At 43.0% G+C, this 25,983-nt stretch carries 24 protein-coding genes; 7 read left to right on the plus strand and 17 right to left on the minus strand.

What is annotated here, in order from left to right; all coding sequences use genetic code 11:
• Positions 1-47: 47 nt before the first annotated feature.
• A complete protein-coding gene (locus tag ACKWCA_RS08025) occupies positions 48-539 on the plus strand; it encodes a hypothetical protein (protein ID WP_413977656.1) in 492 nt (163 codons plus the stop codon).
• A gap of 77 nt (positions 540-616) precedes the next feature.
• Complete coding sequence (locus ACKWCA_RS08030; protein WP_413977657.1) at positions 617-1,696, plus strand: DUF2652 domain-containing protein; 1,080 nt, start codon at positions 617-619, stop codon at positions 1,694-1,696.
• Here the strand turns inward: ACKWCA_RS08030 and ACKWCA_RS08035 are convergent.
• The 6 genes from ACKWCA_RS08035 to ACKWCA_RS08060 all read right to left on the minus strand — a co-directional run bounded on the left by ACKWCA_RS08035 (position 1,693) and on the right by ACKWCA_RS08060 (position 7,021).
• Entirely contained in the window at positions 1,693-2,016 is a 324-nt protein-coding gene (locus ACKWCA_RS08035) for an ArsR/SmtB family transcription factor (protein ID WP_413977658.1), read from the minus strand. The genes ACKWCA_RS08030 and ACKWCA_RS08035 overlap by 4 nt on opposite strands.
• Positions 2,006-2,434, minus strand: coding sequence for an SRPBCC family protein (locus tag ACKWCA_RS08040; protein ID WP_413977659.1), 429 nt, complete (start codon positions 2,432-2,434; stop codon positions 2,006-2,008). Before ACKWCA_RS08040 ends, ACKWCA_RS08035 begins: the two co-directional genes overlap by 11 nt.
• Positions 2,435-2,588: 154 nt before the next feature.
• On the minus strand, positions 2,589-3,293 hold the full coding sequence (locus tag ACKWCA_RS08045) for a hypothetical protein (protein ID WP_413977660.1): 705 nt from the start codon (positions 3,291-3,293) through the stop codon (positions 2,589-2,591).
• A gap of 155 nt (positions 3,294-3,448) precedes the next feature.
• The gene (locus ACKWCA_RS08050) at positions 3,449-3,823 is read right to left on the minus strand and encodes a hypothetical protein (RefSeq protein ID WP_413977661.1); all 375 of its coding nucleotides are present in this window, start codon (positions 3,821-3,823) and stop codon (positions 3,449-3,451) included.
• A gap of 116 nt (positions 3,824-3,939) precedes the next feature.
• Positions 3,940-4,743: an NAD-dependent epimerase/dehydratase family protein gene (locus tag ACKWCA_RS08055; protein ID WP_413977662.1), complete on the minus strand. Its 804-nt coding sequence runs from the start codon at positions 4,741-4,743 to the stop codon at positions 3,940-3,942.
• A complete protein-coding gene (locus tag ACKWCA_RS08060; RefSeq protein WP_413977663.1) occupies positions 4,736-7,021 on the minus strand; it encodes a M28 family peptidase in 2,286 nt (761 codons plus the stop codon). The genes ACKWCA_RS08055 and ACKWCA_RS08060 overlap by 8 nt, the downstream gene beginning before the upstream one ends.
• 202 nt (positions 7,022-7,223) lie before the next feature.
• Here ACKWCA_RS08060 and ACKWCA_RS08065 point away from each other — a divergent pair, with 202 nt between their 5' ends.
• Positions 7,224-7,691, plus strand: a complete 468-nt coding sequence (locus tag ACKWCA_RS08065) for a CBS domain-containing protein (RefSeq protein ID WP_413977664.1) — start codon at positions 7,224-7,226, stop codon at positions 7,689-7,691.
• 8 nt (positions 7,692-7,699) lie between these two features.
• Here ACKWCA_RS08065 and ACKWCA_RS08070 read toward each other — a convergent pair whose 3' ends face one another.
• From ACKWCA_RS08070 to ACKWCA_RS08085, 4 genes are all read right to left on the minus strand, one after another.
• Positions 7,700-8,056, minus strand: a complete 357-nt coding sequence (locus ACKWCA_RS08070) for a hypothetical protein (protein WP_413977665.1) — start codon at positions 8,054-8,056, stop codon at positions 7,700-7,702.
• A complete protein-coding gene (locus tag ACKWCA_RS08075; protein WP_413977666.1) occupies positions 8,053-8,541 on the minus strand; it encodes a DUF6265 family protein in 489 nt (162 codons plus the stop codon). The genes ACKWCA_RS08070 and ACKWCA_RS08075 overlap by 4 nt, the downstream gene beginning before the upstream one ends.
• 113 nt (positions 8,542-8,654) lie before the next feature.
• The gene (locus ACKWCA_RS08080) at positions 8,655-9,215 is read right to left on the minus strand and encodes a pentapeptide repeat-containing protein (RefSeq protein ID WP_413977667.1); all 561 of its coding nucleotides are present in this window, start codon (positions 9,213-9,215) and stop codon (positions 8,655-8,657) included.
• Positions 9,212-12,358, minus strand: coding sequence for a VPS10 domain-containing protein (locus ACKWCA_RS08085; protein WP_413977668.1), 3,147 nt, complete (start codon positions 12,356-12,358; stop codon positions 9,212-9,214). The genes ACKWCA_RS08080 and ACKWCA_RS08085 overlap by 4 nt, the downstream gene beginning before the upstream one ends.
• A gap of 171 nt (positions 12,359-12,529) precedes the next feature.
• Here ACKWCA_RS08085 and ACKWCA_RS08090 point away from each other — a divergent pair, with 171 nt between their 5' ends.
• Entirely contained in the window at positions 12,530-13,279 is a 750-nt protein-coding gene (locus ACKWCA_RS08090; RefSeq protein WP_413977669.1) for a glucose 1-dehydrogenase, read from the plus strand.
• Between the two features lie 37 nt (positions 13,280-13,316).
• Positions 13,317-13,898, plus strand: coding sequence for a TetR/AcrR family transcriptional regulator (locus ACKWCA_RS08095; protein ID WP_413977670.1), 582 nt, complete (start codon positions 13,317-13,319; stop codon positions 13,896-13,898).
• Between the two features lie 9 nt (positions 13,899-13,907).
• On the opposite strand, the gene ACKWCA_RS08100 is transcribed toward ACKWCA_RS08095, so the two are convergent.
• From ACKWCA_RS08100 to ACKWCA_RS08125, 6 genes are all read right to left on the minus strand, one after another.
• Positions 13,908-15,461: a M20/M25/M40 family metallo-hydrolase gene (locus ACKWCA_RS08100; protein WP_413977671.1), complete on the minus strand. Its 1,554-nt coding sequence runs from the start codon at positions 15,459-15,461 to the stop codon at positions 13,908-13,910.
• A gap of 82 nt (positions 15,462-15,543) precedes the next feature.
• Positions 15,544-17,007 (minus strand): amidohydrolase family protein, encoded by a 1,464-nt coding sequence (locus tag ACKWCA_RS08105; RefSeq protein WP_413977672.1) that lies wholly within the window; start codon positions 17,005-17,007, stop codon positions 15,544-15,546.
• Between the two features lie 4 nt (positions 17,008-17,011).
• Positions 17,012-18,322, minus strand: coding sequence for a Zn-dependent hydrolase (locus ACKWCA_RS08110; protein ID WP_413977673.1), 1,311 nt, complete (start codon positions 18,320-18,322; stop codon positions 17,012-17,014).
• Complete coding sequence (locus ACKWCA_RS08115) at positions 18,312-19,094, minus strand: alpha/beta hydrolase family protein (RefSeq protein WP_413977674.1); 783 nt, start codon at positions 19,092-19,094, stop codon at positions 18,312-18,314. The genes ACKWCA_RS08110 and ACKWCA_RS08115 overlap by 11 nt, the downstream gene beginning before the upstream one ends.
• A 142-nt stretch (positions 19,095-19,236) precedes the next feature.
• Positions 19,237-20,358 (minus strand): acyltransferase family protein, encoded by a 1,122-nt coding sequence (locus ACKWCA_RS08120; RefSeq protein ID WP_413977675.1) that lies wholly within the window; start codon positions 20,356-20,358, stop codon positions 19,237-19,239.
• 98 nt (positions 20,359-20,456) lie between these two features.
• Entirely contained in the window at positions 20,457-21,632 is a 1,176-nt protein-coding gene (locus ACKWCA_RS08125) for a helix-turn-helix domain-containing protein (protein ID WP_413977676.1), read from the minus strand.
• A gap of 204 nt (positions 21,633-21,836) precedes the next feature.
• Here ACKWCA_RS08125 and ACKWCA_RS08130 point away from each other — a divergent pair, with 204 nt between their 5' ends.
• Complete coding sequence (locus ACKWCA_RS08130; RefSeq protein WP_413977677.1) at positions 21,837-22,559, plus strand: energy transducer TonB; 723 nt, start codon at positions 21,837-21,839, stop codon at positions 22,557-22,559.
• A gap of 9 nt (positions 22,560-22,568) precedes the next feature.
• Here the strand turns inward: ACKWCA_RS08130 and ACKWCA_RS08135 are convergent, their stop codons facing one another.
• Positions 22,569-23,471 carry a metallophosphoesterase gene (locus ACKWCA_RS08135; protein WP_413977678.1) on the minus strand — a complete coding sequence of 301 codons (903 nt, stop codon included), beginning with the start codon at positions 23,469-23,471 and terminating at the stop codon, positions 22,569-22,571.
• A 126-nt stretch (positions 23,472-23,597) separates the two neighbouring features.
• Here ACKWCA_RS08135 and ACKWCA_RS08140 point away from each other — a divergent pair, with 126 nt between their 5' ends.
• Complete coding sequence (locus ACKWCA_RS08140; protein ID WP_413977679.1) at positions 23,598-25,976, plus strand: GAF domain-containing protein; 2,379 nt, start codon at positions 23,598-23,600, stop codon at positions 25,974-25,976.
• Positions 25,977-25,983 lie beyond the last annotated feature (7 nt).

Consider the following 25,983-nt stretch of genomic DNA (forward strand, 5'->3'; position numbering starts at 1 on the left):
GAATTCGGGTTAAAGATAGCTTTTATTAAAATTTGTACATTCGCCCTATGCGTAAAATATTGTTTTTCGGGTTAATCTTTTTGTCACTTACCGCCTGCAAACAGGGTGCGCAAGAAGTAACCGAAGAAACGACCGCATTTGACATTTCTACCGAAAACTGGCCTGTAAAATCAAAAGTGAGCGCGAAGACAGCAACGGCACTAAAAGAATGGCCTGAATACGTTGAACTCGATCAGACCTTTGAGGGACTTTATACCGTCGAGAATACAGAGGATTTAAGTCTCATCATCGAAGATCTTATCGAGAAGCAAAAGCTTTTGGCCGAATCAGGGTATCCCGAAGCTTTTGACAAACCTCAAATAAAAAGTAGGCAGAAAGTATTTCATACCTTTATTTTGAAGACCAAAGGTGATTTGGAGTACAGAACAGATCCCCAATTATCGGTAGGGGAAATGATCGATGCCTACAATGCCTTACGGAATCAGTTCGATATCATTTCTACGAACACCTTGGATATCAAAAAGCTATTGGAACAATAAGCGATACCAGTTGATCGCCCAGTGGATAGGTGATCATGGCCTTAAGGTTTTTGCTTATTCTTCGACTTATAAACGGTATGGAAAAGTCTTTTCTGTTTTTACCTGACATTTCAGGCTTCACGAAGTTTGTTCAATCTACCGAGGTCGAGCATAGCCAGCATGTGATTGCCGAATTGCTGGAAGTTTTGATCGCTGCGAATACCCAAGATTTGAAGCTTGCCGAAATCGAAGGGGATGCCCTTTTCTTTTACAAGGAAAATGAAATACCATCCCAAGAACGGCTTTTGGCGCAAATAGAGACGATGTTCACCGCTTTTTACAGTCATTTAAAGCTACTGGAAACCAATCGGATATGCCCTTGTAATGCCTGTGCCTCGGCACCTAACTTGCAATTAAAGATTGTGGCACATTGTGGAGACCTACAGTTTATAGAGGTACAAGGCAATCGCAAACCATTTGGCCAAGAGGTCATTCAGGCTCATAGGTTACTTAAAAACTCAATAGCCAGTGAAAACTACGCCTTAATCAGTAAACAATTGGCGAGCGCTATTGAATTGCCCATTTACTATTGGAGCAAGCTCTACCGGTTCAAAGAAGGAACGGATACGTATGACGAACGGGAAGTAGCATATATTTATTCATTGATCGACCGTGATAAACTGATGCTCCATGATTTTTCAAAGGGCAAGAAAGTACATTTCGAAAGACCTCCGAATTTGGAGGATGAACAGGAGTTTCCCATTTCGGCTAACGAACTTATGGAATACATTACGAACTACACATATCGCCACTTATGGGTAAAAGGGGTCGACAAGTTTGAATACAATGAAAATGAGGTAACGAGACTAGGCTCGGAACATGTGTGTGTCATTAATGGCAAACATTTGAATTTTGTCACGGTCACCAAGCACGTGGCACCTGGCAAACTTATTTATGGAGAGATGACCACGAGTCCTCCTCCAGTTGATGCCCTGTATCAATTTTATATCATCGAGCCCCTATCAAAATCTTCGTCAAGATTACGGTTAGAGACCTATTGGGAAGCTAAATCGCTGGTTAAAAAGCTGCTTATGGCCCTTTTTGTAAAGCGTATTTTCAAGAAAAATACTGCGGCTAGTCTACGGCAATTGGGTGAATTCGCTTCTTCCAGATCTTAGGCCTTGTTGTCGAGATAAGATTGAAGATCGCCCAATGTATCTGCCCAAAATTTCTCATAGAACTTCAGCCATTTATTCACTTCTTGTAGCGGTTGTGGGTCGGCGATGCAAAAGCGCTCTCGCCCTTTGCTGGTAATTTGAACAAGGCCCGCTTCTTCAAGGGTCTTTATGTGTTTGGTGATCCCTTGTCGACTGATTTCGTACTGATTTGAAATCTGGGTTATTGGCAATGCGGTGGAAGCCACTACCAGAGCGTGGAAAATTTCACGTCTGGTAGGATCTGCAATGGCTTTGAGTATTTTGGTGATTTTATCCTGCATGTACTTCTTTGATTAGGTATTCGACCAGTAAATTAAAACAGTTATCCCAACCAGCACTAAAGTGACCCATCATGGTTACTGCCGTCTCCGCGGTGTAATTTGAAATTCCTGAATGCTCCAAAATCAGTTTGGTTTTTCCTTCAAGCGCCTGTAAAGACCATTTGACAGTTGTTTCGACGTCAGTGTTTTCAACCATCCACGTATAGATCAACGTATACGGATCGGCCTCCTTAACCACTCCCGTAATCTGTGTGCAGTCTTTTTCAGGACCGGCTGTAAAGGTGTATTTATAGCCGGGTTCCGGCTTGAAATCAGCCTGGATAAACCAAGTTGAGATTTCTTCCCCTTTTGAGATGGCGTTCCAGACCTTATCGATGGAATGATCTAAAATTTGTTCTTTGATAATAACATCACTCATGACAGTTTATTTTAAAATTAATACGCAACTATATGGTTGCAAATATAAACATTAAAATTTAATACGCAACTTTTTGGTTGCTTTTAAATCAAATGGGGATATAAAAAAAGCGGGCTCAATGCCCGCTTCAATAGTTATCTGTCGTTTCGAAATACTATTTATTCTCACTATTCGCGGCAGGTTCTTCTTTTCGAGAACTCAACGCCTGTTTGCTTAAGCTAGCCAAATTAAAATTCGGGTCGATCTTTAGTGCTTCATCGATTAATGCTACGGCGCCATCAATATCATTTTTGTCCATATTGTACTTCATAAGACCTTTCAGGTGTAAAAATGCAGCTTTAAGGGGCACCTCGTAAGGTTGTTGTCTTTCATAGAAGGCATACTTCATGTCGTCTTTGGAATTGGTAATTCCGTATTCGATATGTTCGGTGGCTCCGGTATTGTCACCGGTCTGAATTTTTAGATCAGATAGCTCATAGGCGAGATAGGCATTTGGAGATCTTTTGAAAAGTATCTCAAATTGCTCTAGTGCACGCTTAGGCTGATTTAAGGCCTTTAAGGAAATTGCCTTTACCTGTACCGAAAGATCTGAATCGCCATCGTTTTTTTCAATACCTATGGTATTTAGCGCCTGCATGTGTTGATTATTGTTCGCGTAGATATAGGCAAGAGTGTCTTTTCGTTCTTGTGTAGGTGCGAGTACATTGAGGTGTGTCAATGCACTTATAACACCGTTCACATCCCCTTGAAGTCTCATTTCTTTGTAGAATGCTTCATAGTGATTTTGAAGTTCCGTACTGGTTTGTGCTAAAGCGACGCTTCCCATCCCTAAGAGCATCACAAAGACTAATTTTTTCATTGTTTATTGTTTTTTTGGTGCGCTAAGCTAAAAAAATTATTTGAAGTAAGCTGTTAATGAAAACTTTAAAGGGTATACGGGGTATTCAAAAATAAAAAAAGATGCCACTTGGGCATCTTTTCTATAAACTTGGTTCGGTTGTTTCCTAGTGGCATCTATGCCGTCATCAATTGTCGACCCTTACCCTTGAATTTACGAATAAGGCAGGCATAGAATACGATACTCTTGGTGTCTTGATCTACACATGATTTTAGAAAATCACGGAGATCCCGGTATCGCAGGTTCACATGTAATGTTGGCAAATAGAGATTAACCGTTTTAGGATCATAATCCGTATCGTTAACCACTAAGTCCATCTCCACCCTTTTTCGGTGGTAGTCGATTGAAACCTCGGTTGCGTTGTAGTACTTTTTGATCAGATCTACATGCAAGGATTCAAAATGTTGATCAACCTTTTGCTGCGGACAACTTTGGGCTATCAAATCTTCCATTTCCATAAGAATTCGCCCTGTTAGATTAGAATTTTCCATGGCAAAATGATTTAATTATATAACAAAGTTAGGCGTTAATCGACGAAATACACCTTTTGTTAACACTTTTTGCCCTACTTTGTTGTGTAAGGGCAAAAATGCGTGGTGAACGATAACTATAACGATGTAGTGAATTTGTAGTTTTTAACAGTTAGAAGCGTTTTCGGGACTATTATTTTGCTTTTTTCTTCTGTATCTTCTTGATAATCTGGCTCTTGTAGATTTCTTTTTCGTGCCTCTTCCCCATAATACTGACGTTTGGTAGGGTGGTATGGATATACACCGTTTATGATCTCGTCATACCATGAATTTAAGAAGATGGCTTTAATAATATGGATGCAATCATTTAAGTGAATAAGGTTAATCGGGGCATTGCCATTTGAGAGTCCTTTTTTGCCTGTAAGCATGGTTATCGGATGTCGATCAGGGCCTATGAGACCTCCAAAACGGACAACGGTCGTTTGTAGGTCCGCGTCTGTATAAAAAAGGGTTTCCGCGCGGAAGAGTTGCTTGCCAGATTCAGTGATCGGCACAGGGGTCGTTTCTTCGGTAACTTTACCGTCAACGGTACCATAGACTGAGGTACTGCTAATAAAGATTATCTTACGGACGGCGCTCTTTTTGATTTCGCTATGTAGCAGTTCCATCTTTTTGACGTAGTTCTCACCCGCACCACTTCTTAATTTAGGCGGAACATTCAGCACCAAGACTTCCATCTGCTGCAGAAAGTCATAAATATCCCCGTCAATGGCCTGCTCATGAAGCGAAATGACAAAGGGACGGATACCCTTTTCCTCAAGAGACTTTACTTTTTCATTCGAAGTAGTACTGCCGTGTACGCGGTACCCGTCTTCCACTAAGGAGCTAGCTAAGGGAAGGCCCAACCATCCGCAGCCCATGATGCCGATGGACTTATTCAAAATGAACCGCTTTAGTGACAAGAATCGCGTCGTTTAGAACAAATGGCATGGGAATGTCATGTTCTGGCCGGGCTGGAATACTGAATTGGGAATTTTGCAACAAGTCGTTCGATGCCTCGTAAATGGTGAGACGTAAGGGTTCCTCTTTCGGTAGAATCAGCTCTAGGTCCGTATAGGGCCTATCGCTGATATAATGGGTAACCAGTTTCCCATAGCGACGATTTTTTAAATAGTATTCAGAAAGCTCAACACCATTAACGGAAGCTTTTTTCAAGTGTACATCATTCGTAAAAACCTCAAGTCGATTGATGTTCCGCTGCGGTGTAATGCATACTTCAAGATAGCGGTTTTCCCCAATAATGGTATCCCTGGTCTTTTCAATGGTCATCATCGGAATCGCCTTTTTCGGGGCCTTGCTGACATAAGTGAAGCTCGAACTGTATTTACTACTGATCGTGCTATTGTCCAATTTTTCGGGAACCTCTTTGTCGGCACCCAAATATTGAGCTGTCCATGTCGAAAGAGAATTTTCATAGGTGGCCCATTTTGCCGATTTCGTATCGGCATCATAAACGTACAATAGGCTGGTCGGTTTGGCATTTTCCACAGAAAACCCCGAATTGAAATGCGCGACGATCATAGCGCCCAAGAATATCAAAAGACAAAGCGAGGCCAGTGTTTTTTTTCTTTTGATAAAACCAAAAACAGGTAAGAGCAGTAGAAAGACCAGTGTAGCGAATGCTGTTGAAGCCACCATCATTTTAAGACCGAGGCCTACCGGAAACATCTTGAGAAAGGGAGCGAAAATGAAAATCGCCGGTAGTCCTAGAAAGACCATTAAGTAGGCGGAAGGAACTTCTTGATTCAGCACCACCCAAAAGGAGGCCAACAAAGCAAATAGGGGGATGATAAAAAAACTAGCTCCAGGTAAATAGAGGGCTATCAGCGCACAAATGAGGAGCCAGAGTATGATAGGGCCAACCAGTAAATTCGACATTTTTAATTTTCTGAACTGCCGATAGCCATAAAAACAGATCCCCAAAGACAAGAAAACAAAAGCGGCAATATAGGTATGCCCATTATAGGTGAAGCCATGAAGGATATCTTTGTAGTGGGGATAAATCGATTTCAAGATGGACCAACTAAAATATCCAATGGCACCATTGATAACGAGTACTAAAACCATCGGAAGGAAACCCTTGAGTATAGCATTTATTTCAAGTTCTTTGTTATGGAAACCATGAACCAACAAGACGATAAATAGTAAAACCGCCAGCGCGAACATGGGCCAGATCCATTCAAAAGGGTAGGATACCAATTTGAAAAAGGGCATGTTGAAATAAATGGAATCGTTTAGACTTTTGAGATCGGTCAAATCGGCGTCGCTAAAGTGTTTGAGAAGAGGCATGAGGTAGGTGCCCTGATGGGTCAAGGTATTTTTATCAAGGCGCTCATAGGTGTCATGTTCCGTGTGGTAATCGTAGTGGTCATCGATAAAGGCAAAATTGAAACCCTCGATGTCGCCATCTTCCCTGAAGACGGTGAGATCCGTGTCATTGGGCAGCATTTTATAGATGCTGTACGCCAAGGAGTTGGCAACCGGGTAATGCGGATTGGCCTTGGTAAACTCTTTAATCAGTTTTGAATTGCCGCGGTTGGTTTCAATAAGCATATAACTTGGTCCGCCGCTGCCACGGGCCTCAAAATTTAGGACCAGCCCAACATCTTTCCGCCACGGATGTTCCTTGACGAACAGGTCGGCTCCGTTAAGGCCTAACTCTTCGGCGTCGGAAATCAAAACGATAATATCGTTCTTTGGTTCGGTATTTTCGCTCAAAAACGCCCGGAGACCTTCCAAGATGGTCGCCACCCCGCTACCCGCGTCGCTGGCACCCAATGAAGAATGCGGACTGCTGTCATAGTGCGAAAGCAATAAAAGGGCCTTTCCGTCAGAGGTGCCCTTGATTCTGGCTAAAATATTCACGGCCTTGCTGAGGTTGCCCCAATCACCCGCAGTATACCCTTCTTGTAATGAAGTTTCAAGTCCTAGTTTTTCAAGTTCGGAAACAATATAGGCCCTCACTTCCGTATGGGCTTCAAAGCCCACTGCGTGCGGTTTTTGTGCTATTTGCTCTACATGTTCAAAGGCCTTTGCGGTGGAAAAATGATGCTCGGGACCCATCGCATCCTCGGAATAGGAAGGCATTAGCCCTTCATAACTCCAATACACGGCAGCTATGATGAGCAACAAGGCGGTTAGGGACGAAAACTTTTTCATTTAGTGCGGTTCTAGGTTTAAATGTAAGAAATTCTTATGGCACCTTGGCGATTCAAGACCCTTCCGAATTTCTCATATGACAAGGGCGATATATGCTGATTGAACTGTTTTTTAGACAAAAAGGGAAAGGTTTTACATCGAAAAAATGTCAAGCACATGGATTAATTTGCTATCTTTAGTAATCAACCTAAATTGTAACGTTATGGGAATCAAGAGTTTTCAAGGCCGTAGGGCAAAGGCAGATGTAAAGAAAGAATATAAAGCTCCGATACTGGTGACCGATTATATGACCAAAAAGTTAGTGACTTTCACTCCTAAGCAATCGATTTTGGAGGTTATGGAGCTGTTCACCAAATATAATATATCTGGGGGTCCGGTGTTGGATGACAATGGATTTTTAGTAGGAATCATCTCCGAAGCGGATTGTATGAAACAAATATCGGAAAGCCGCTATTTCAATCAACCTATTCTCGACAAGAGTGTCGAGCGTTTTATGACAAAAAACGTTGATACCATTCCCCATGACATAAGCATCTTTGATGCAGCGGGTGTTTTTCATAAAGGAAACAGGCGCCGACTTCCGGTCATGAAAGATGGTCTTCTTGTCGGGCAGATCAGTCGTAAGGATATTGTGGTCGCTGCCCTCAAACTCAGTGGACAAAACTGGTAATTACACCTTTATTCCCTTTTCACAATCATATAGTAGTCGTTGTCAAGCGGTAGATACCCTAAATCGTAAACGAAGTAATAAGTGGTACCTTTTTTTGTAGTATAGAGATTGGTAATGAAGTCGAAATCGAAATTTTTATCAAGCAAACGTGTCTTGGTGGTCCTTGTTTTCCCATCCTTTAGGGTAAAACTGTCCAGTACCTTGTAATTTTTTCGCAATCGGTTGTTGATATTTCGGATGAGATTCTTGGTAGCGGGATTTACTTTATTGTGATAAGCGTTTCGGCATCCGTCTGAACAGAATTTCTTGTCGATACGGCCCATGAGTTCCCCGCCACATTCCTGACATTTTTTCTTTTCGTTCATTGTTTCTTATAGTTGAAAACGACCTCTTCTTCGGTACCGTTTTGATGTATACGGGCATAGATGTTGATTTCGTCAGTAGTGACTTTTTCAAAGGTGAACCCTTCAAAATACAAGCGATTTCCCACTACTTTGATCAGTTTGAAGCGTTGCACTTCTTCTCTTTCTTCCCAGCCTTTCAAATCCCCTCCGAAATGTTTGAGCTCAAAGACAAGGGTTCCGTCAAGTTCCCTGATATGGCCCAATTCATAGAAGTTGACCGCGCCGTCAACAACTAATTTAAAGGAGAACATCATGGACCCCCCTAGAGGTGGGCTCCAAATTTCCTCAGTGATGCCTCCAAAAGCCTCTCCTTTCCAGTGTCCTTCCATCCAAGTGATTTCCGATAAAGTGGCTTTTGGTGAATTCTCCCCAGCATTTAATGATAGGGTATTTTGGGCATGGCAAGAGATACTTGCCAATACGAATACGAGTGTGGTAAGCTTCATGATGGTAATTTTGAATTGAACAATATACGAAATATCCGTTTTCAAACGGCTGAGTTCCAAGTCCGAATGGAATTGTCATATACATGACGTAATCAAAAAAGACTGTCCGGACATTATTCCACCATTAATTGATGCTTTTTTAAAAGGCCAGGTAGTCCCTCTTTTGTAAACCTGGCGTTCTTCAACTGATTTTTTTCGGGGTCAATGGAAAAATTCAAGGCCTTTGTGAAGTCCGCATTTTGAAGATTTGTTTGCGAAAAAATGGCATTGTCCAAATAGCTGTATTCAAAATTGGCATGTGCTAGGTTCGCTTGGGTAAAATCAACTTCCATGAGCTTACAGGCCTTAAAATCTTGCTTTTTAAGGGTCAGTCCATAGAAGGAGGAAAAATTCAAAGTGCAATTTTGAAATGTGAAATCCATCAAGAAATCATTGCAGTCCTCAAATTTGAGTCCGATCATTTTACAATCGGAAAAGTGTACTTCCTTAAAGATGGTATGGGCCACATTCGCATTGCTGAGGTTGCACGCTATAAACTCACACTCCATAAAATTTTGGTTGTCCAAATACCCATTTTCGAAAGTACATCCTTCAAAAACACAGTTTTCATATTCACCTCTAGGCAGCCGGGTTTTTGAATACTCTTGGTTGGTAAAGGTTTGGTCTAAAATCATTCCGGCAAAATAATCGCGGGTAATCCAAGTTCTTTATACATTGAATTATAGGCATTCATTTCCTCTTCAACAATGGCGTTTCGTTCATTTTCATATACTTTCCAGTCTTTTGACAAGTCGGCCCACCGCTCTTTAGCCCCTTGGGTCAGCTGTGGTTCGGCAGCGTCAACGTAACCTTTTAAATGGATAAGCTGTGCGTTGAGTTTGTTGTTGTAATTAATGACATCTTGAAACGTTTTTTGCTTGGCCTGTATCAAGTTTTCCTCCCACGAGACGATTCGCTTCACTAGTGCTTCTCCCTTCTCTAAAAGTGCCTTCGCCTGATCTTTGTCCGTGAGAAGTTTGGCATACCCTTCTAATTGGGCTTTTGCGGAACGCATGTCGTTCACCGACTCATGTATGGTATGGAGTACTTCTTCAATACCTTCTAACATGGCTTGTTGTTCCTGATACTCCGATGCGCTTGCTTTGACTTTAGGATTGGCCAGTACCTTCACCTCCGTTTGGACGGTTTGCTCCTCTAAGGAGAGTTTCAACGTATAGGTGCCCGGGCCGACATTGGAACCTGTATCTCCTCCGAAAACAAATACTTTATCTATTGCCGGTAGGCTCTTCCTTTTGAAATTCCATGTAAAGCGGTTGTACCCTTTTTTTGAAGGCAATACCTGTGGTTTTGATGGTCCTCCTGGCCAGGTCTTGAAATTTTTGTCTTTTTTATTGGTGTACGTACGAATGACTTTGTTCCCTTGAAGAACTTCCAACTTCAGCGCTAAACTATCGCTATTGGCAGGTAAATAGTAGTCAAAAGTGACACCGCTTTTTGGATTGTCACCTAAACCTGGACGAGGCTTGTCACTACTGCCGCCAAAAATCAAATAGGTGTCTTTGGGTTGAAATAGCTGTACGGTTTCTTTAGCCGAATCGGCATTTTGTACGGCAGCCAGATCATCTAAAATCCAAAAGGCGCGACCGGCTGTAGCCGCAACGAGATCATTGTCTTGAATGATGAGGTCATTGATGGGAACTACCGGAAGGTTCAATTGAAAAGGTTGCCAATTTTGACCGTCGTTCCAGGAGATGAATAGGCCGGTTTCCGTACCGGCATATAACAACCCTTGCCTTTTATGGTCTTCACGTACGACACGTGTAAATGTGTGCTCGCCCACAATACCGGTTACGATTCGACTCCAGGTCTGTCCATAGTCGGTGGTCTTGAAAATATGTGAATTCAGATCCATTGATTTGTAGCGCATTACGACAACATAGGCCGTGGCGGCATCATGTGGGGAAACATCAATACTGTTCACAATACCATCGGGAACGTTTGGAGGGGTTACATTCGTCCAATTCTGCCCGCCATCCCTCGTGATATGCAACCAACCGTCATCACTACCGGCCCAAAGCACTCCTTTTTCATGAGGCGACTCTACCAAATAGGTGAGGGTGTTGTAGTTCTCGCCCCCAGCGGCTTCGTTTGTATAGGGTGCACCACCCGGCCCGTGTTTTTCAATTTCGTTTTTAGTGAGGTCAGGACTCACGGCTTCCCAACTTTGCCCTTCGTCCGTAGACTTGAAAACTACATTTCCGGCGTGGTAAATCGTTTTTCGGTCGTGAGGGGAAGTTATTATGGGAGCGTTCCAATTATATCTATATTTTGAGTCTTTAGGCGCAATACTTAGACCCAATTCGGGATATTCTTTAATTGGTTTGGATTCTCGTGATTTCGCGTCCCATTTGTCTAAATTTCCTTGGTATGTACCGCCATAAATAATTTCGGGATTGTCAGGGTCAAAGGCTAAGAAAGCACTTTCGCCTCCTGCCACAGCGTACCAGTCTTTCCAGTCGATACCCGCATCATTGGTACGACTCGTTATCGCCACAGTGGAATTATCTTGCTGCCCTCCATATACATTATAAGGCACCAGGTTATCCGTAATTACACGATAAAACTGCGCTGTATTTTGATTGGTCTGTGTGCTCCAACTGCTGCCTCCGTTATTGGAGACATTCGAGCCTCCGTCATTGGAGTTGATCATCCGTTGGTTGTTGTGGGGGTCAATCCACAAGTGGTGGTTGTCGCCATGAGGCGTGGGTAGAGGTTTGAAGCTACGCCCACCGTCAATCGATTTGGTTACCGGCGCATTTAATACGTAAACGACATTTTCGTTCTGTGGATCGGCAAAAATTTCCATATAATACCACGAACGTGCTATGTTGATTCTGTCTTTGTTGACCTGCGTCCATTTTTTTCCTGCATCGGTCGATTTGTATACGCCTCCTTTTGTGCCTTCGGCTTCCAATACGGCATAAACAATTTCATTATTCGCCCGAGAGACCGAAATACCGGCTTTTCCGAAATCCTTAGGTAGGCCCTCGTTCATTTTTTTCCAAGTGCTACCACCATCAGTGGATTTGTACAGCCCCGAGTCTTTGCCGCCCGACTCCATAATCCATGGGTAGCGTCGATGTTGCCACATTGCGGCATATAAGATCGATGGGTTTTTCATATCCATCGATAAGTCCGATGCTCCGGTTGTATTGTTTACAAAAAGCACACGCTCCCAAGTGTTTCCCCCATCCGTGGAACGATAAATACCGCGATCGGGTGTTGCTCCGTATTGCGCTCCTTGGGCCGCTACGAAAATGATATTCGGATCGTTAGGGTGAATGATGACATCCGAAATGTGACGTGTATGGTCCAAACCGATATGTGTCCACGTTTTTCCGGCATCCGTAGATTTGTAGACCCCATCTCCCATGGAAGTCATTACACCACGTGCAGCATGCTCGCCCATGCCCGCGATAACGATATTCGGATTATTTTCAGAAACGGCGATAGCACCGACCGTACCTGTTTTTAAAAATCCGTCGGAGATGTTTTTCCAAGAAATTCCCGCGTCGACGGTTTTCCAGATACCTCCTCCTACTGTGCCCATGTAATATGTCATGGGGTCACCTACAACCCCGGATGAAGCTACGCTACGACCGCCACGGTGCGGGCCTATATTGCGCCATTTGAGCCCATGAAAAAGGGAGTCTTGAATGGTTGTAACAGGCGTGCTACCCTTCTTTTTCCTTCTTTGGGAAAGCAGTGTTAGCGGTAATACGAGCAAGAGGACGAGAAATAATTTTAGGATTTTCATCTCAGGGAGTGGTTTTGAATTAGTCGTGATGAAGATAGTGAAAACGAACTTCAAATGTTTAACAAAAGTTAAAACGGTTTTTTATTTTGGAACAATCGTTCTGATATTGATATATTTGTATCGGAACGATTGTTCCAAAATAGAAATATAAACCCCTTAAAGACGATTACCATGAAAAAATTAGCGAATAAAGTAGCCATTATTACGGGCGCCACTAGTGGAATGGGCCTTGAAACGGCCAAAAGATTTTTGGCCGAAGGAGCCAAGGTTGTGCTCACCGGAAGAAGCCAAGAAAAATTAGATCGATTACCTTCAGAACTGTCGGGCGACTACTTATTGGTAAAAGCGGAAGCTTCAAGTGTGGCGGATAGCAAAAAACTTATTGAAAAGACGGTCGATACCTTCGGCAAAATAGATGTACTGTTTCTGAATGCCGGTATTTTCAGGCTAGAGACGATTGACGGACTTACCGAGGAACTCTTTGACGAAGTGTACAATATCAATGTACGTGGCCCTTTATTTACGGTCAATGCAGCCTACAACCATCTCAATGAGGGCGCGAGTATCATGTTCAATACATCAGTTACCGACGTGAAAGGATTTCCGGGCATGTCTGCTTATGCCTCGAGTAAAGCGGCATTACGTTCGTTGACCCGTACCTTGGCTGCCGAACTGGGTCCGAAAGGAATTCGCGTGAATGCCCTTTCACCAGGCCCGATAGACACTCCTATTTATGGAAAACACAATGTACCTCAAGAAAATATCGATGCCATGGCGGCTAATTTCCCTTCAATGATAAGCCTCGGTCGTTTTGGGAAATCCGAAGAAATCGCAACTACCGCTTTGTTTTTGGCGTCTTCCGATAGCAGTTACATTACTGGTGCCGAGATTCCTGTGGATGGTGGGTTTGCTCAAGTATAATATCATTTCATACATTTGGCGGTAAGATTTTCGGATTATGCCACGAACGAAGCAATTTGATGAGAAAGAAGTATTGAATAAGGCGATGGAACTCTTTTGGGAAAAAGGGTTCCACGCCACTTCAATACAGGATTTAGTGAGCCATATCGGAATCAATAGGGCAAGTATTTATGACACCTACGGAGATAAAACCGCTCTCTTTGATAAGGCCTTCGAACAATATCGGAACAACAGCCTTGAATCACTACGGAATATACTGCACTCGGAACCGGATGTCAAGAAAGGGTTTCAAAATCTATTTCAGTTGGTGATTGACGATGTCAAGACGGGTAGGTGTACAAAAGGCTGCTTTGTCGTGAATACGATTACCGAGCTTGTGCCCGGAGATGCTGCGCTGCAAAATAAACTGGTTCAAAATTCAGCAATAACGGAAGCGCTTTTTGCCGAGTACATTCGCAACGGAATCACGAGCGGCAACCTGACCACTTCCAAAAACCCGGAAGCTATGGCCTTTACCCTGTTCACACTCTTCAGTGGGTTGCGAGTCATGGCCAAAATAGAGCAAAACCCATCAAAGTTGAGTGATACTATAGCTATTGGACTGACTATTTTGGATTAAACCATGGTCTTATTTGTCTAACCCGCCTTTTCTTTTTGGGCTACGTGGCGTAGGCCATGTTAGTGGTTTTCCGGTCCGTCGACTATTGCCGATCAAGGTTGCTTTTTCACGGGGAGTTCGTTCAGGGTCTTCAGAGGCCATATACGCCAAGATTGCCGTGAGAATAGCATTGTTGCGCACATCGTCAAAAACAATCTTATCATAGGTATCAAGATTGGTGTGCCAAGTATAGTTCCAATAACTCCAACTCAGTGAACTCAATGAGAACCCTGGGGCACCGACGGCCACGAAAGAGGCATAATCAGAACCTCCACCGCCGGGTGTGCCCGGAAAGGTAGTCTCAATATGTTGGGTGATGTCCTTAGGTACGCTTTCCAACCAACGCCCCAAGAAGTCGTAGGCATGTAGAAATCCTTGTCCTGAAATATTGACCACTCTACCCGTGCCATTGTCTTGATTGAATAAAGCCTGAAGGCCGCCAACGATTTCCGGGTGATCTTCAACAAAAGCCCGTGACCCATTCAAACCTTGTTCTTCACTTCCCCAATGCCCAACAAGTATGGTCCGTTTTGGGTTGGGATACACTTTTTTAAGAATACGTGCCGCCTCGAGCATAGTGATCGTGCCCGTACCATTATCCGTTGCTCCAGTGCCACCATCCCATGAATCAAAATGTGCAGATAGTATCACATACTCGTCGGGCAGTTCTGTACCGGGTATTGTCGCTATGGTATTAAAGGTAGGTACCTCTCCTAATTCTTTGGATTCCGCAACAATCTTTATCTGCGGATTCGCTCCATTTTCTACCATGCGATAGAGCATGCCATAGTCTTCAAGTGAGATATCTACCACTGGTATTTTACTAGTATTTGCACTGAAAATCTTATTAGCACCAAATGCTTTCGACCAACGGGACTGTGCGATGCCTATGGCCCCTGCTTTCTCTAGAGCAGCATTGATATTTCTACTGGTATATCCGGTATTTTTCATGTTTTGCTGCCAAGCCTCTTCTATTTTTTTTCGCTCGGATTTCATTTTTTCAAAGGAGACTTTGGTGGCGAATTCCTCCCAGTTATAATCCGGCCTTCCGGTGGGCTGTTTCATGCTGACCAGTACTATTTTTCCTTTGACATTTGGCAACCATTTTACGAAAGCCATCGAATCCGATACTTTTGGAAGGGTTATCAAAGCCCCTGTAATTCCCTTTTTTCCGGTACCCGGGTTCCATGCCAATTGTGTAGCATGTAGCGATGCTACCCGAGGGAACACCATGTCTACATGGGTTATTCCACGTTCCCATCCTCGCCATGTGCCCCATTCTTGGTTTTCGGCGGAAATACCCCACTTTTTATAGGTATTCACAGCCCAATCATGGGCGGTTTTCATTTGCGGAGTACCCACTAATCGCGGTCCGTTGAGGTCCATAAGTTCGTAGGCCAATTGCTCTAGTTGTGAGTTTTCATTCGCTTCTTTGTGAATGGCTTCCACGATTTCTTCCTTAGTTTGGGAAAATCCGAATGCAATAAATAAAAGGAATGAGAAAGGGAGTAGTCTTTTTTTCATATTTAGGTTTCTTAGGTTAAAAGGGGTAACTAATATACTGATAAAGGAGGAGGTATTTTGTAACTGGAATGCGACTTCGATTTTATTTCAAAGGGTTTTTGGCTCGTTTGAGAATTTCCCTCAATTGACTTTTGTCAAAGTACGTTCCATTTTTAATGACGGCTCTGATGCTTTTGGTATGGGCAATATTTTCAATGGGGTTTGCATCAAGTAAGACCAAATCCGCCCACATTCCTTCTTGAACCAGGCCTAGCTCATCTTCCATATTAAAATATTTTGCAGGATTTATGGTTGCGGTTTTTAAGGCCTCTAGGGGGGTGAGGCCTGCTTGAACTAAAACAGCCAACTCTTCATGCAAACTTTCGCCAGGTGTCAAAAGCGCAATGGGGCAGTCGGTACCGGCCATAATTTCAATCTTCGTTCGGTGTATCTTTTTGACCATATTTAGAGACCAATCGGAATAGGATACTCGAAATGGAGTAACGGGCATCTCTTTTAAGGATGCGACACTTTTGCTCCATTGTTGTGCTATGGTTTCCGGTAAAAATGCAATGCTCTCTTGCCATGATCGACGTTCGAAATGGCGGTTGGTGAGAAAAGTGTTCAAAGCCAAGGTCGGAATTTGCCAAGTTTCGTTTTTGGCCAGCACTGCCAAAACCTTATTTGCTTTAGTTTCATCGTAGTTCTTTACCGCTGTTTCCCTTTGTAATTCGTGAATTTTACTTCTCAGAATACCTCCTGCGCTATCTTTTTGGGCGATTAGCAATTGTTGTCTTTGTTGTAATAATTCATCTGCATTGGAGGCACATGACAATTCTAAATTTCGCATGTGCTCCATGCTGCTGAGCCCTGCGTTTGAGGCACCGATTACATCCATACTCAAAGGCACGTGTCCGGTTACTTTGAGTCCTTTTTGCTTCGCCATTTTGGCAATTATGGTGAACTGTTCAGGGGTTAGCATTTCGTACGCTTTCAATAAATCGACCTCTAAACTATCTAATTCGTTCACCTTTTTGACTGCTGCTTCAACTGTGGGTAAACCAACGGATAACGGAGGGCGTTGCGGTATGCTTCCATCATAGACATTCGGCATTCCATCAAGCAATGGGCCCGCTATCATTACCCTAGGAGCAGCATTTGGATTTGCTGCTGCTTTATCTTTCCACATTTTGACAAAATCTATTTTGCCACCTGTATCCCTAACACTGGTAATACCGTACCCTAAAAACAAATCAAACATGCTCGGCGCCAAGTTTTCCATATAGGCAAAATGTACATGGGCGTCCCATAGACCGGGCATTATATATTTTCCTGTACCATCAATGATCTGGTTTTCTGGAGATAGCTTCAAATTGGAAGAGGGGGTAACTCTAAGAATTTTCTCCCCTTGTATGATTATGGTCTGATTTTCGGTTAACCCGTCTTCAGGATGAATCACCGAAACGTGTTCAATACAGATGGCATCCGGAAAAGTTTCACCACCGGGTTGACAAGAAACCATGCTTATGAGAAGAGTGAGGGATAGAAATCTGAGACCGTATTTCATGAGCTCATTTGAGTTTTTTGTCCAGTGCTAAAATGGTATGCAACAATACGTTGGCGCCATTGGCCATATCTTCAGCAGAAGTGAATTCTTTGGGAGAATGGCTAATACCTCCTCTACTCGGGACAAAAATCATTCCTGTCGGCGCGATCAAGGCCATATCTTGAGCATCGTGGCCCGCTCCACTGGGCATTCTCTTTGTAGAAAGCCCCAAGTTTTCAGCAGCCGTGGCGATTTCATCTTGAATGGCCGCGGTCATTATGGCGGGATCGGCAGTAGTGTCCAACGGACGGAATTCAATTTGCACGTTTGACGACCGGGCGATCGCTTCCCCTCTTTTTTTGATAGCGTCGAAAACTTGAGTGATTACCTCAGATGAAAGATCACGAATCTCCAAACTGGTGATGACCTTGCCAGGAATGACATTAGGGGCCCCGGGTTCGGCCTTGATTTGACCAACGGTCGATACCTGGGCTCCTTCGAAACCAGTGACAGTCTCGTTTACGGCCACAATGAATTTAGCGGCCGCTAAAAGGGCATCTTGTCTTGCGTTCATTGGGGTGGTACCGGCATGGTTGGAAAAACCGGTAAATTCTACCTCCCACCATTTGAGCCCTACAATACCCTCGACGATCCCGATCTGTAGGCGCTCTTTTTCCAAGGTGCCCCCTTGTTCAATATGCAATTCAAGAAAAGCGGCGATGTCATCCTTCTGGCGGGCTACCTCTGCAATTCGGGTAGTATCCCCACCGAGTCTCATGATTCCTTCGCCCATGGAATAACCGGTCGAATTCATCACGTTAAGTGCATCTTTGCCAAGATGGCCCGCTATCGCGCGACTACCCATTACCCCACCTTCTTCATTGGAAAATATAATGATCTCCAAGGGGTGCTTGGTGGTTACATTGTTTTCATGAAGTACTTCCAAAACCTCCAAAGAGGCCATAGAACCTACACAGCCATCGTAATTACCTCCATTGGGCACTCGGTCAATATGTGAACCAAAAGAAATAGGTTTTAGACCTGCTTTTTTCCCCTTTTTTCGCCCTATGATATTTCCAGCAAAGTCTATATGAACCGATAGGCCCCATGCTTCGAGTTGCCGAACCACCCATTGTTGTGCCTCCACATCCGCGTTGCTGAAGGCTACGCGTTCGGTTTCCCCATTTTCTTGGAGCCCGAATTTGGCAAGGTCGAAGATTCTTTTTTCAAGGCGGTCTTGGTCGACCTGCAATTTCTGGCGCTGCCCTTGAACTAGGGAACAGGCAAAGAACAGGCAAATGATGGAAAGTACAGGTCCGAAATAGTTATTTTTCATGAGGTGAGTTTTCAAGTATAAAGTCTACGATGGGTTTTGGGTCTTTTAGGCTATGCGGGTGATGACCGACTCCCTTTTTTGAGATGATTTGGATCGTACCTCCGGCAGCCTCGAACAGGTCTTTCAGTTTTCCTGTATTTTCTTCATAGGGAACGACTTGATCCGAATCTCCATAAACATGTAAAACGGGAATGTTGGCCTCGGCTACTTTTGTGCTTGTGCACAACGGAATACCCTTAAATGTCAGTACGCTTTTGTCGTCAAGCCCATAGGCATCCAAACAGGTTTTCCAGGCTTCCATACTTCCCTTGCTAGTGTATAGTCCTCCGGGCCAGCTCTTTATGTCGCAAACGGGGGCATCCGCATAGATACAGGCAACTTTATCTGTATTTTGAGCAGCCCAGTTGTAGACAATAAGTCCGCCGCGACTCATCCCCTCTAGTACGACCTTCTTTTTTAAGGTGTATTTGTCCCGACAGTACGTATAAAAATCATTCCAAAGTTGTACTGCTTCTTGGTTGCCGAACAGGTCGGCCACATCAATGTACACTAAATGAAAACCTTTGTCGAGTAGGGCCTTATCGGTCTGGGGTTCGTGGCCCCAAAATCGCGCTCTCCATATCCATTCCCCATTCGGTTCCCTATTCGGGAAAACCACTTTTGCCGGTTTCTCGTGAAAAAGAAATTCATCGATTCGGTATTCGGTAAATAACGTGTCCCTACGTTGGCCATACGATGCCATACTCATTGTTATCCATACGATAAGTATCATAGTCCTAAGGGATCGAGTAATTTTAGGCACTCCATCACGAAATAAATACGAATGGATTTTTACACCACCCTTTGGAACGGACCGAATATTCATGGCCTAAAAATAGGCATTTAATGGGATTCCATTTTTATAGGGGCTATACCTAGGTTTTGGGCTTTAAACCGAAGAAAGGATGCAATACCCGTATCCGAAGTATAACGAAATCATAGAGCAACCAACTGAGCAGAAAAGTTCCTAAGGTCATTACGGTAAACTTGGGGGCCAGCCCCCAATTTAAATCCATTAGCGCATACCCGAGCCCGACTGTAATGGTTTGATGTAGTATATAGAAAGGATATACCGCCCTATTGCAGTAAGCAATACTATGACTCGACTGATTGAGATATTTTGCAGCGTAACCTAAGAGCACCAGAATCCATGACCATAGATTAGTGACCTTCAACAACGCTTCGGTAAAGTGTACCACATAGCCATCCTCCAACTGCCAGATCAAGACTAGGGCAGAGAAGGCCATGGTACCGACAACCAACGCCTTTTTTCTTATGTTCTCTAGGCTTTTCCAAAATACTTCCCCAGCCAAGAGGAGCACAAAACCATAGAAAAAGAGAATCATACTAAAGATAAAGTTAAACCAGTCGTCTATCAAGGCATGCGTCACCGGAAAGAAGGGTTCGATGAACGCCTCTGTCATATAAAGCGGAATAACAAATGCATATAAAGCCCAAGGTTTTTGAAGAAGTCGGGTAATTTTTGTTTTAAAAGTAGAGGGTTTGTTCTTCAACCTATGGAAAATAGGGGAGAGTAAAACCGAGAAACAGAGCAAATAAGGTAAAAACCACAGGTGATGCCAACTGAGGTTTCCTTCTGGATAGACCCCAATAAATGCCTCTTTTGGGAAAAAGTCAAAATATGAACCTGTAAACTGCCCATTGGCCAAGCGTTCGAAATACACTTGGGGCGGTACAATAATCAACATGCCAAATGCCAACGGAACCCATAATCGCTTGATTCGCTCCATATTGAATTGCCATAACGAACGACGTGATAGGGCATAATAGGTGCCCATACCGGATATCAAAAAAAGTATCGGCAATCGCCATTGGTTCAAAAAGAGCATGGGCCAACGTAACCATTCATAGGTGATGTTGTTTTTAACGTGCCATCCCCAAGGAACGAAAAACATACCGACATGGTAAAAAATGAGCAAGGCAAAAACAATAACCCGTAACCAATCTAAATCGTAACGCCTGATGGCTGTCTTCATGATGAGAAAATTTTAAGTTGCTCAAAATTGCCCCATCACCATTAAAATCCATCATTTTTTCTAGCCGTCTTTGTTCAGAATTACAATTGTGAACGTATTTAAAGGCCCTTATTCTGATTCACGTACTGTTTTGGAGATTGTTCCGTATGTTTTTTAAATGCGCTATAGAATGCGGTTTTTGATTTGAAGCCTACTGAATTGCCGATAGCCTCAATGGTCAAGTGAACAAATTTCGGATTCAGTAAGCGCTCTTTGGCACAATTCACCCTGAAAGAGTTGATATATTCATTGAAGTTCATGCCCGCTTCAACATTGATGACCTTGGAGACATGGTTTGTTGTGGTTTGTAATGATTGGGCCAATTTTTGCAATGACGCGTCTTGAGAAAGAAAAAAAGAATGTTCTTGAATGTATTTATCAACGATGGAGAGGCTGAGTTTGGTTTGTTGATGACCCAGGGTTTCATATTTGTCGGCAATCCATGAGTTTTCAAAAAAGCGGGATTCCGAGAGCATGACAAAACTTGTGGCAAAGGCTACCATCGTATTAAAGATACCGATATAGTGGTCTCCGGCATCATCATCGTGATTCAAGAAAACTAGAAAAACCAATACTAAGGCCGTAATCATTAGAAAGACCACATTTCTACTAAAGCGATATTTATTGGTCAAGTTTTTTTTTGAAGGTAATGGGGTAGTTCTTTTTCTTGAAAGGATCATGCGTATGGAAAGAAAGGCATAACATAGAAAGCTGGCCAAAACCAACCATCGAAATTCATCTTTGACCCAATGATATTCATAGGTAATGTGCGTCGGTACTGCAGCCTCTTTGAGGTTCGCATGATAGGCGCCCAGATAGGCATTGTACTTTACGGACAAAGGATGGAGGTAGTATTTGATTTGCGTGAGGGCATAAATCAAGGCCGGCACAAAATGGATCCAATGTTTTTTGACAAGCAACGGCTTTCGCTCTAGCAATTGATATAGAAAAAGGTAAATCAAGGGAAAAAGTAATAGCACTAGGGGTTCGGTCGAATCATTCAAATGGAGTACATGTTTCATTAATCCCGTATAACATAGATGATTGTCTAAGATGACCACGGACTGTAGTAAGAGTAGCCAGGCGAACGTTTTCAAGGCCTTATTTTTACTCCCGCCCCTTAATAGGATGACCAATCCGAGAAAAACCCCCTGAACAATACCCAAAAGAACGATTCGCGATATGTTATCAAATCGAAGCGGAATCTGATCGATTAAGGGCTGTAATTCTTGCATGCTGCTTTGCTGGTTTTTGCGGTTCCGAGACATCTGATCTCGGAAAGTTGGCACTATGGCCTTTAGATGATTGCAAGATCTATTTGGCCAAAGATGCTGTTTCGTCTAAAGATATTTCAATTTACAAGACCTCGCAAAAGCTGATAAATGTCATATGAATACGGTGGTAACTCTTTTATATTTAAGTAATTAAAACCTAAAGCCATGCAAGTAAAGAAAAACCCAAAAGCGGATTTGAATCGAAGTAGCGGCCTTTTTTTTCAAATAGGCCTTACCCTTGTTCTCTTTGTTACGTGGAGAGCTTTGGAGTATAAATCGTATCAAATGGATGACGAAATTGTGCAAATGATCAGTGTTCAGGATGATTTGAAGGAACAGGTGCCTATTACCGAGACCATCAAGACGCCACCGCCACCGCCACCGCCTTCCGCTCCGGAAGTCATTGAAATTGTGGAAGACGAGGCCGAAATTCAGGAGACGATTATAGAGAGTTCAGAGATCAACCAAGAAACGGTCATCGAAACGGCAATTGCCGTTGATGATGTAGAGGTGGGCGAAGAGGAGGAAGAGGTTTCGGTGCCCTTTGCGGTAATCGAGAATGTACCGGTCTATCCGGGTTGTGAGAACCTGGCTTCAAATACCGAAAAGAGAACGTGCTTTCAGCAAAAAATGCAGGAGCACATCAAAAAGAATTTTAAATATCCGGCTACGGCCATGGAATTGGGTATTCAGGGAAGAGTACACGTGCAGTTTAAAATCGATAATAAGGGGTATATCACCAACATTAGAATGAGAGGCCCGGACACGGCCTTGGAGCAGGAGGCTTTCCGGATTATTGCGGCACTACCTCAGATGATTCCGGGCAGACAACGTGGTAGAAACGTGGCGGTACCTTACAGCATACCTATAAATTTTAAGTTGCAATAGACCATGTAATTAGTCGGCGGCCTTTTGGTAATCGACTAGTTTTTGAGGCCCTTCCAATAAGATGCGTACGACTTTGAGCGTACCCCCTTCGGTAGTTGCGATTTGCCATTTGATTAACGAGATTTCCCCATTTTCGATTTCAATACCGGTAATGCTTCGTGGATGCACACAGCTACCATCATTGAACAAGGGGATATCTCCGGGTTCCGGAAATCGAGGACGATGGGTGTGGCCCACAACCGTAATCAAAAGGTTGTTCTGTAAAATCCATTTTTTAAGGCGCCTCTCGATTTTGCGTAGTTCAGTGTAGTTTCTCGCCGGACTCGTGGGGTCAGCGATGCCCCAGACCTGAAGGGGTTTCCAAAGTACACGAACGAGAAAGCGTCCCCACCGCCAAAATTTATAGTTCCACCAATCGGCTTGGTGGCCATGGGTGAGAAAGAGTTCTTGTTGGGTTTCGGAATGCTTCAAAACGATGGCTTCATTATAGGTTATCCCCTCAAAAAGCTCTTTTTCACATTCATCTATAGGTTCAAAATAGCTCCACAAATGCTTTTTTACATAGTTAGGGTCTTTGTATACCATGTCATGATTGCCCCATACCATATGTAGTCGCTTTTCAATATGAAATTGCCGTAAGAGTTTGAACACATTTTTGTGGGCCTCAAAAATCGATTTGAATTGAATATTCTCCCATAGTTCATCACCATCCCCTAATTCGCAATATTCGAAACCCTCATTGTAGTAGTGATTCAGTGCATGAAAATAAATATTCCGATTATTGGCAAAATCATCCGCAAAACTGTTATCCCCACGATGACAATCACTGAATAAAATGAATTTTGAGGTATCGTCAAAGTGCACCGTTTTGGCTTTCTTATAGGCACGCGACAATCTGAATCTTGATGACATAGTTCAAATTTAGCCAAATATCCTAAAAACAAAGGAATACCGTGGTTTACTACCTAGGATTCACTTTAACAAAATTTCGTGTGATATTTTGTAATTTTATAGGCTAATAGTAGACTATATAGTACTATGTCATTGAACAACTTTGAAAATATGCCGATTCAGCGTCTCATAAGTTTCAATAAACTATTGGAATACTATGATGAATTGGCCAAAAGTGAAGATTCATTTCTTGCGGACAAGGCCAAACGTGTTTTGGATGCGCAAGCACCGCACCCTGAACTACGTGAAGGGTTTACCGACCTCACGCTCTTGGATAAACATAGAGCAGTGATCGATATCATCTTGGAGGATACTTTTTCGGATGTACTGGGAGCCAATGAGATCAAGGTCGCTTCTTTGCCCTACGATAATACCATTTTTAAGGCTTCAAAAAGATTCCAAAATATTTTGGCAGAAGCAGGTCCTGATTTTGAGCCTAAGATCAGAAATCAGGAAGAAGAGGTAAATTACATTATGGCCGCGGTTGTGGTCCTTAATTTTTACTACGGTTTTAAACTTGATTTTTCCCGCCCATATTTCTATGACATTCCTGATGCCAAGGGGGTTATGCACCACTACCGCATTCTGTATAATGCCGACTTTTTAGAATTGGAGGCGACCGATAAAGCGAAAGAGCTGACTCAAGAGGATGTTGACGAGTTATTGGAAAATTATGATAAAATAGAATTATGGCAAGAGAAAATCCCTCCGGGGAGCTTCATATCAAAGGGTTTCGTCATTTCGAACATGTTCGATGTTACTGCCGAGCATTCGATTTCCGAGATTAAATCGGCATTGATTTCCAATGAGAAGGAAAAGGAAGAAGGTTCCTTCATGGAGAATATGCAGGAAACCTTTCGATCTTTTTTCAGGCTTAAATCCATTACCGTTGGTTTTGTGGCATATAACGATCAACAAGATCAGTTTGAATGTGTACATGGCGGGGGTATTCAGAGCGTAATCTTAGGGGATGAAGAGTATGTTTCGTGTGAATCGGCCCTGTGCCCGGGTTCTTATCAGTCGTTAATGGAAAACAACGAGTTTTTTGCCGTTACCGATGTCAATAAATATTTTGAGCTTTCAGGAGGTATCGCGCCCTATAAAAATCTCAAGGAGGCAGGATATCAAAGTGCCATATTTGCCCCTATTGCCGACAATGGGCATTTGTTAGGGGTTTTAGAAATCGGCTCTCCCAATAAGAATGAACTCAACAGTGTGGTAGCCACAAAGTTGGAAGATATTATGCCTTTTATAATTACTTCGGTATTGCGATCAAAAGCAGAAGAGGCGAATTTTATCGATGCTATCATCCAAAATGAGTGTACTACGGTACATTCATCTGTGTATTGGAAATTTCAAGAAGAGGCTCGAAATTTCATCAAAGATAGTTTGTACGGGGAAGAACAACCGTCATTCAATGAGATTGTCTTTGAGAACATCAATCCACTCTATGGTCAAATCGACATTAAAGATTCTTCAAATGCCCGTAATGTTTCCATACAGCGCGATTTGATGATTCAATTGTCTGATATTAGCAGGGTTTTAGAGAAGGCATTTGAGATGACCAAGTTGCCCATTTACGAGGAGTTGATCTTTCGCGTTAACAATCATCTCGATGATATAAAGGGAACGCTGCACACCAATAGTGAGCAGGCCATATTTAACTTCGTGATGGATGAGATCAATCCTGTTTTCGAGCACCTGAAGGGGGAAGATAAGTCCCTGGCAGCACATATCGCGAGCTATGAGACCAATATCGACAAAAAGACACATTCGTATTATGATCATCGCAAAAATTATGATACGAGCGTAATGACCATCAACAAAAAATTGGCGGCTTTGATCGATAAGCGTCAAGAAGAAGCGCAACAGATGTTTCCGCATTATTTTGAGCGGTACAAGACAGATGGTATTGAGCATAACATGTACATTGGCGACGACATTACCAGAGAACGAAGGTTCAGCCCTATTTATCTGAACAATCTACGTTTGTGGCAGTTGCAGGTGATGTGTGAAATGGAGAATAAGCACTATCGATTAAAACCTGAACTTCCGGTTCAGCTAGATGTGGCTTCTTTGATTCTTGTGTATAATACCTCGCTATCCATACGCTTTCGAATGGACGAAAAACGCTTTGATGTTGATGGTACCTACAATGCGCGTTACGAAATTATCAAAAAACGCATCGATAAGTCTTTTGTAAAAGGAACTTCCGAAAGGTTGACCCAAACAGGGAAAATGGTCATTGTCTATAGTCAGAAAAGTGATGAGCTTGAATATTTGCGTTACATCAGATTTCTCAAATCCAAAGGTTATTTTACGGGTAAGGTCGAAATCGTTGAACTAGAGGGGCTTCAAGGGGTCGCCGGTCTAAAAGCGATACGAGCGGAGATTCTTTATAAAAAAGACAAGCAATCGGAGCGCACGTATACGTACGAAGATTTGATGGAAGAATTAAAATCGTAGCGAATGG

Origin of the sequence: Maribacter corallii, from assembly GCF_047345415.1 — a bacterium.
GTDB lineage: Bacteria > Bacteroidota > Bacteroidia > Flavobacteriales > Flavobacteriaceae > Maribacter_C.

Bases quoted from the DNA above. Each gene is read 5' to 3' on its own strand.
- ACKWCA_RS08025 (WP_413977656.1), top strand. From the start codon at position 48: ATGCGTAAAATATTGTTTTTCGGGTTAATCTTTTTGTCACTTACCGCC.
- ACKWCA_RS08030 (WP_413977657.1), top strand. From the start codon at position 617: ATGGAAAAGTCTTTTCTGTTTTTACCTGACATTTCAGGCTTCACGAAG.
- ACKWCA_RS08035 (WP_413977658.1), bottom strand. From the start codon at position 2,016: ATGCAGGATAAAATCACCAAAATACTCAAAGCCATTGCAGATCCTACC.
- ACKWCA_RS08040 (WP_413977659.1), bottom strand. From the start codon at position 2,434: ATGAGTGATGTTATTATCAAAGAACAAATTTTAGATCATTCCATCGAT.
- ACKWCA_RS08045 (WP_413977660.1), bottom strand. From the start codon at position 3,293: ATGAAAAAATTAGTCTTTGTGATGCTCTTAGGGATGGGAAGCGTCGCT.
- ACKWCA_RS08050 (WP_413977661.1), bottom strand. From the start codon at position 3,823: ATGGAAAATTCTAATCTAACAGGGCGAATTCTTATGGAAATGGAAGAT.
- ACKWCA_RS08060 (WP_413977663.1), bottom strand. From the start codon at position 7,021: ATGAAAAAGTTTTCGTCCCTAACCGCCTTGTTGCTCATCATAGCTGCC.
- ACKWCA_RS08065 (WP_413977664.1), top strand. From the start codon at position 7,224: ATGGGAATCAAGAGTTTTCAAGGCCGTAGGGCAAAGGCAGATGTAAAG.
- ACKWCA_RS08070 (WP_413977665.1), bottom strand. From the start codon at position 8,056: ATGAACGAAAAGAAAAAATGTCAGGAATGTGGCGGGGAACTCATGGGC.
- ACKWCA_RS08075 (WP_413977666.1), bottom strand. From the start codon at position 8,541: ATGAAGCTTACCACACTCGTATTCGTATTGGCAAGTATCTCTTGCCAT.
- ACKWCA_RS08080 (WP_413977667.1), bottom strand. From the start codon at position 9,215: ATGATTTTAGACCAAACCTTTACCAACCAAGAGTATTCAAAAACCCGG.
- ACKWCA_RS08085 (WP_413977668.1), bottom strand. From the start codon at position 12,358: ATGAAAATCCTAAAATTATTTCTCGTCCTCTTGCTCGTATTACCGCTA.
- ACKWCA_RS08090 (WP_413977669.1), top strand. From the start codon at position 12,530: ATGAAAAAATTAGCGAATAAAGTAGCCATTATTACGGGCGCCACTAGT.
- ACKWCA_RS08095 (WP_413977670.1), top strand. From the start codon at position 13,317: ATGCCACGAACGAAGCAATTTGATGAGAAAGAAGTATTGAATAAGGCG.
- ACKWCA_RS08100 (WP_413977671.1), bottom strand. From the start codon at position 15,461: ATGAAAAAAAGACTACTCCCTTTCTCATTCCTTTTATTTATTGCATTC.
- ACKWCA_RS08105 (WP_413977672.1), bottom strand. From the start codon at position 17,007: ATGAAATACGGTCTCAGATTTCTATCCCTCACTCTTCTCATAAGCATG.
- ACKWCA_RS08110 (WP_413977673.1), bottom strand. From the start codon at position 18,322: ATGAAAAATAACTATTTCGGACCTGTACTTTCCATCATTTGCCTGTTC.
- ACKWCA_RS08115 (WP_413977674.1), bottom strand. From the start codon at position 19,094: ATGATACTTATCGTATGGATAACAATGAGTATGGCATCGTATGGCCAA.
- ACKWCA_RS08120 (WP_413977675.1), bottom strand. From the start codon at position 20,358: ATGAAGACAGCCATCAGGCGTTACGATTTAGATTGGTTACGGGTTATT.
- ACKWCA_RS08125 (WP_413977676.1), bottom strand. From the start codon at position 21,632: ATGCAAGAATTACAGCCCTTAATCGATCAGATTCCGCTTCGATTTGAT.
- ACKWCA_RS08130 (WP_413977677.1), top strand. From the start codon at position 21,837: ATGCAAGTAAAGAAAAACCCAAAAGCGGATTTGAATCGAAGTAGCGGC.
- ACKWCA_RS08135 (WP_413977678.1), bottom strand. From the start codon at position 23,471: ATGTCATCAAGATTCAGATTGTCGCGTGCCTATAAGAAAGCCAAAACG.
- ACKWCA_RS08140 (WP_413977679.1), top strand. From the start codon at position 23,598: ATGTCATTGAACAACTTTGAAAATATGCCGATTCAGCGTCTCATAAGT.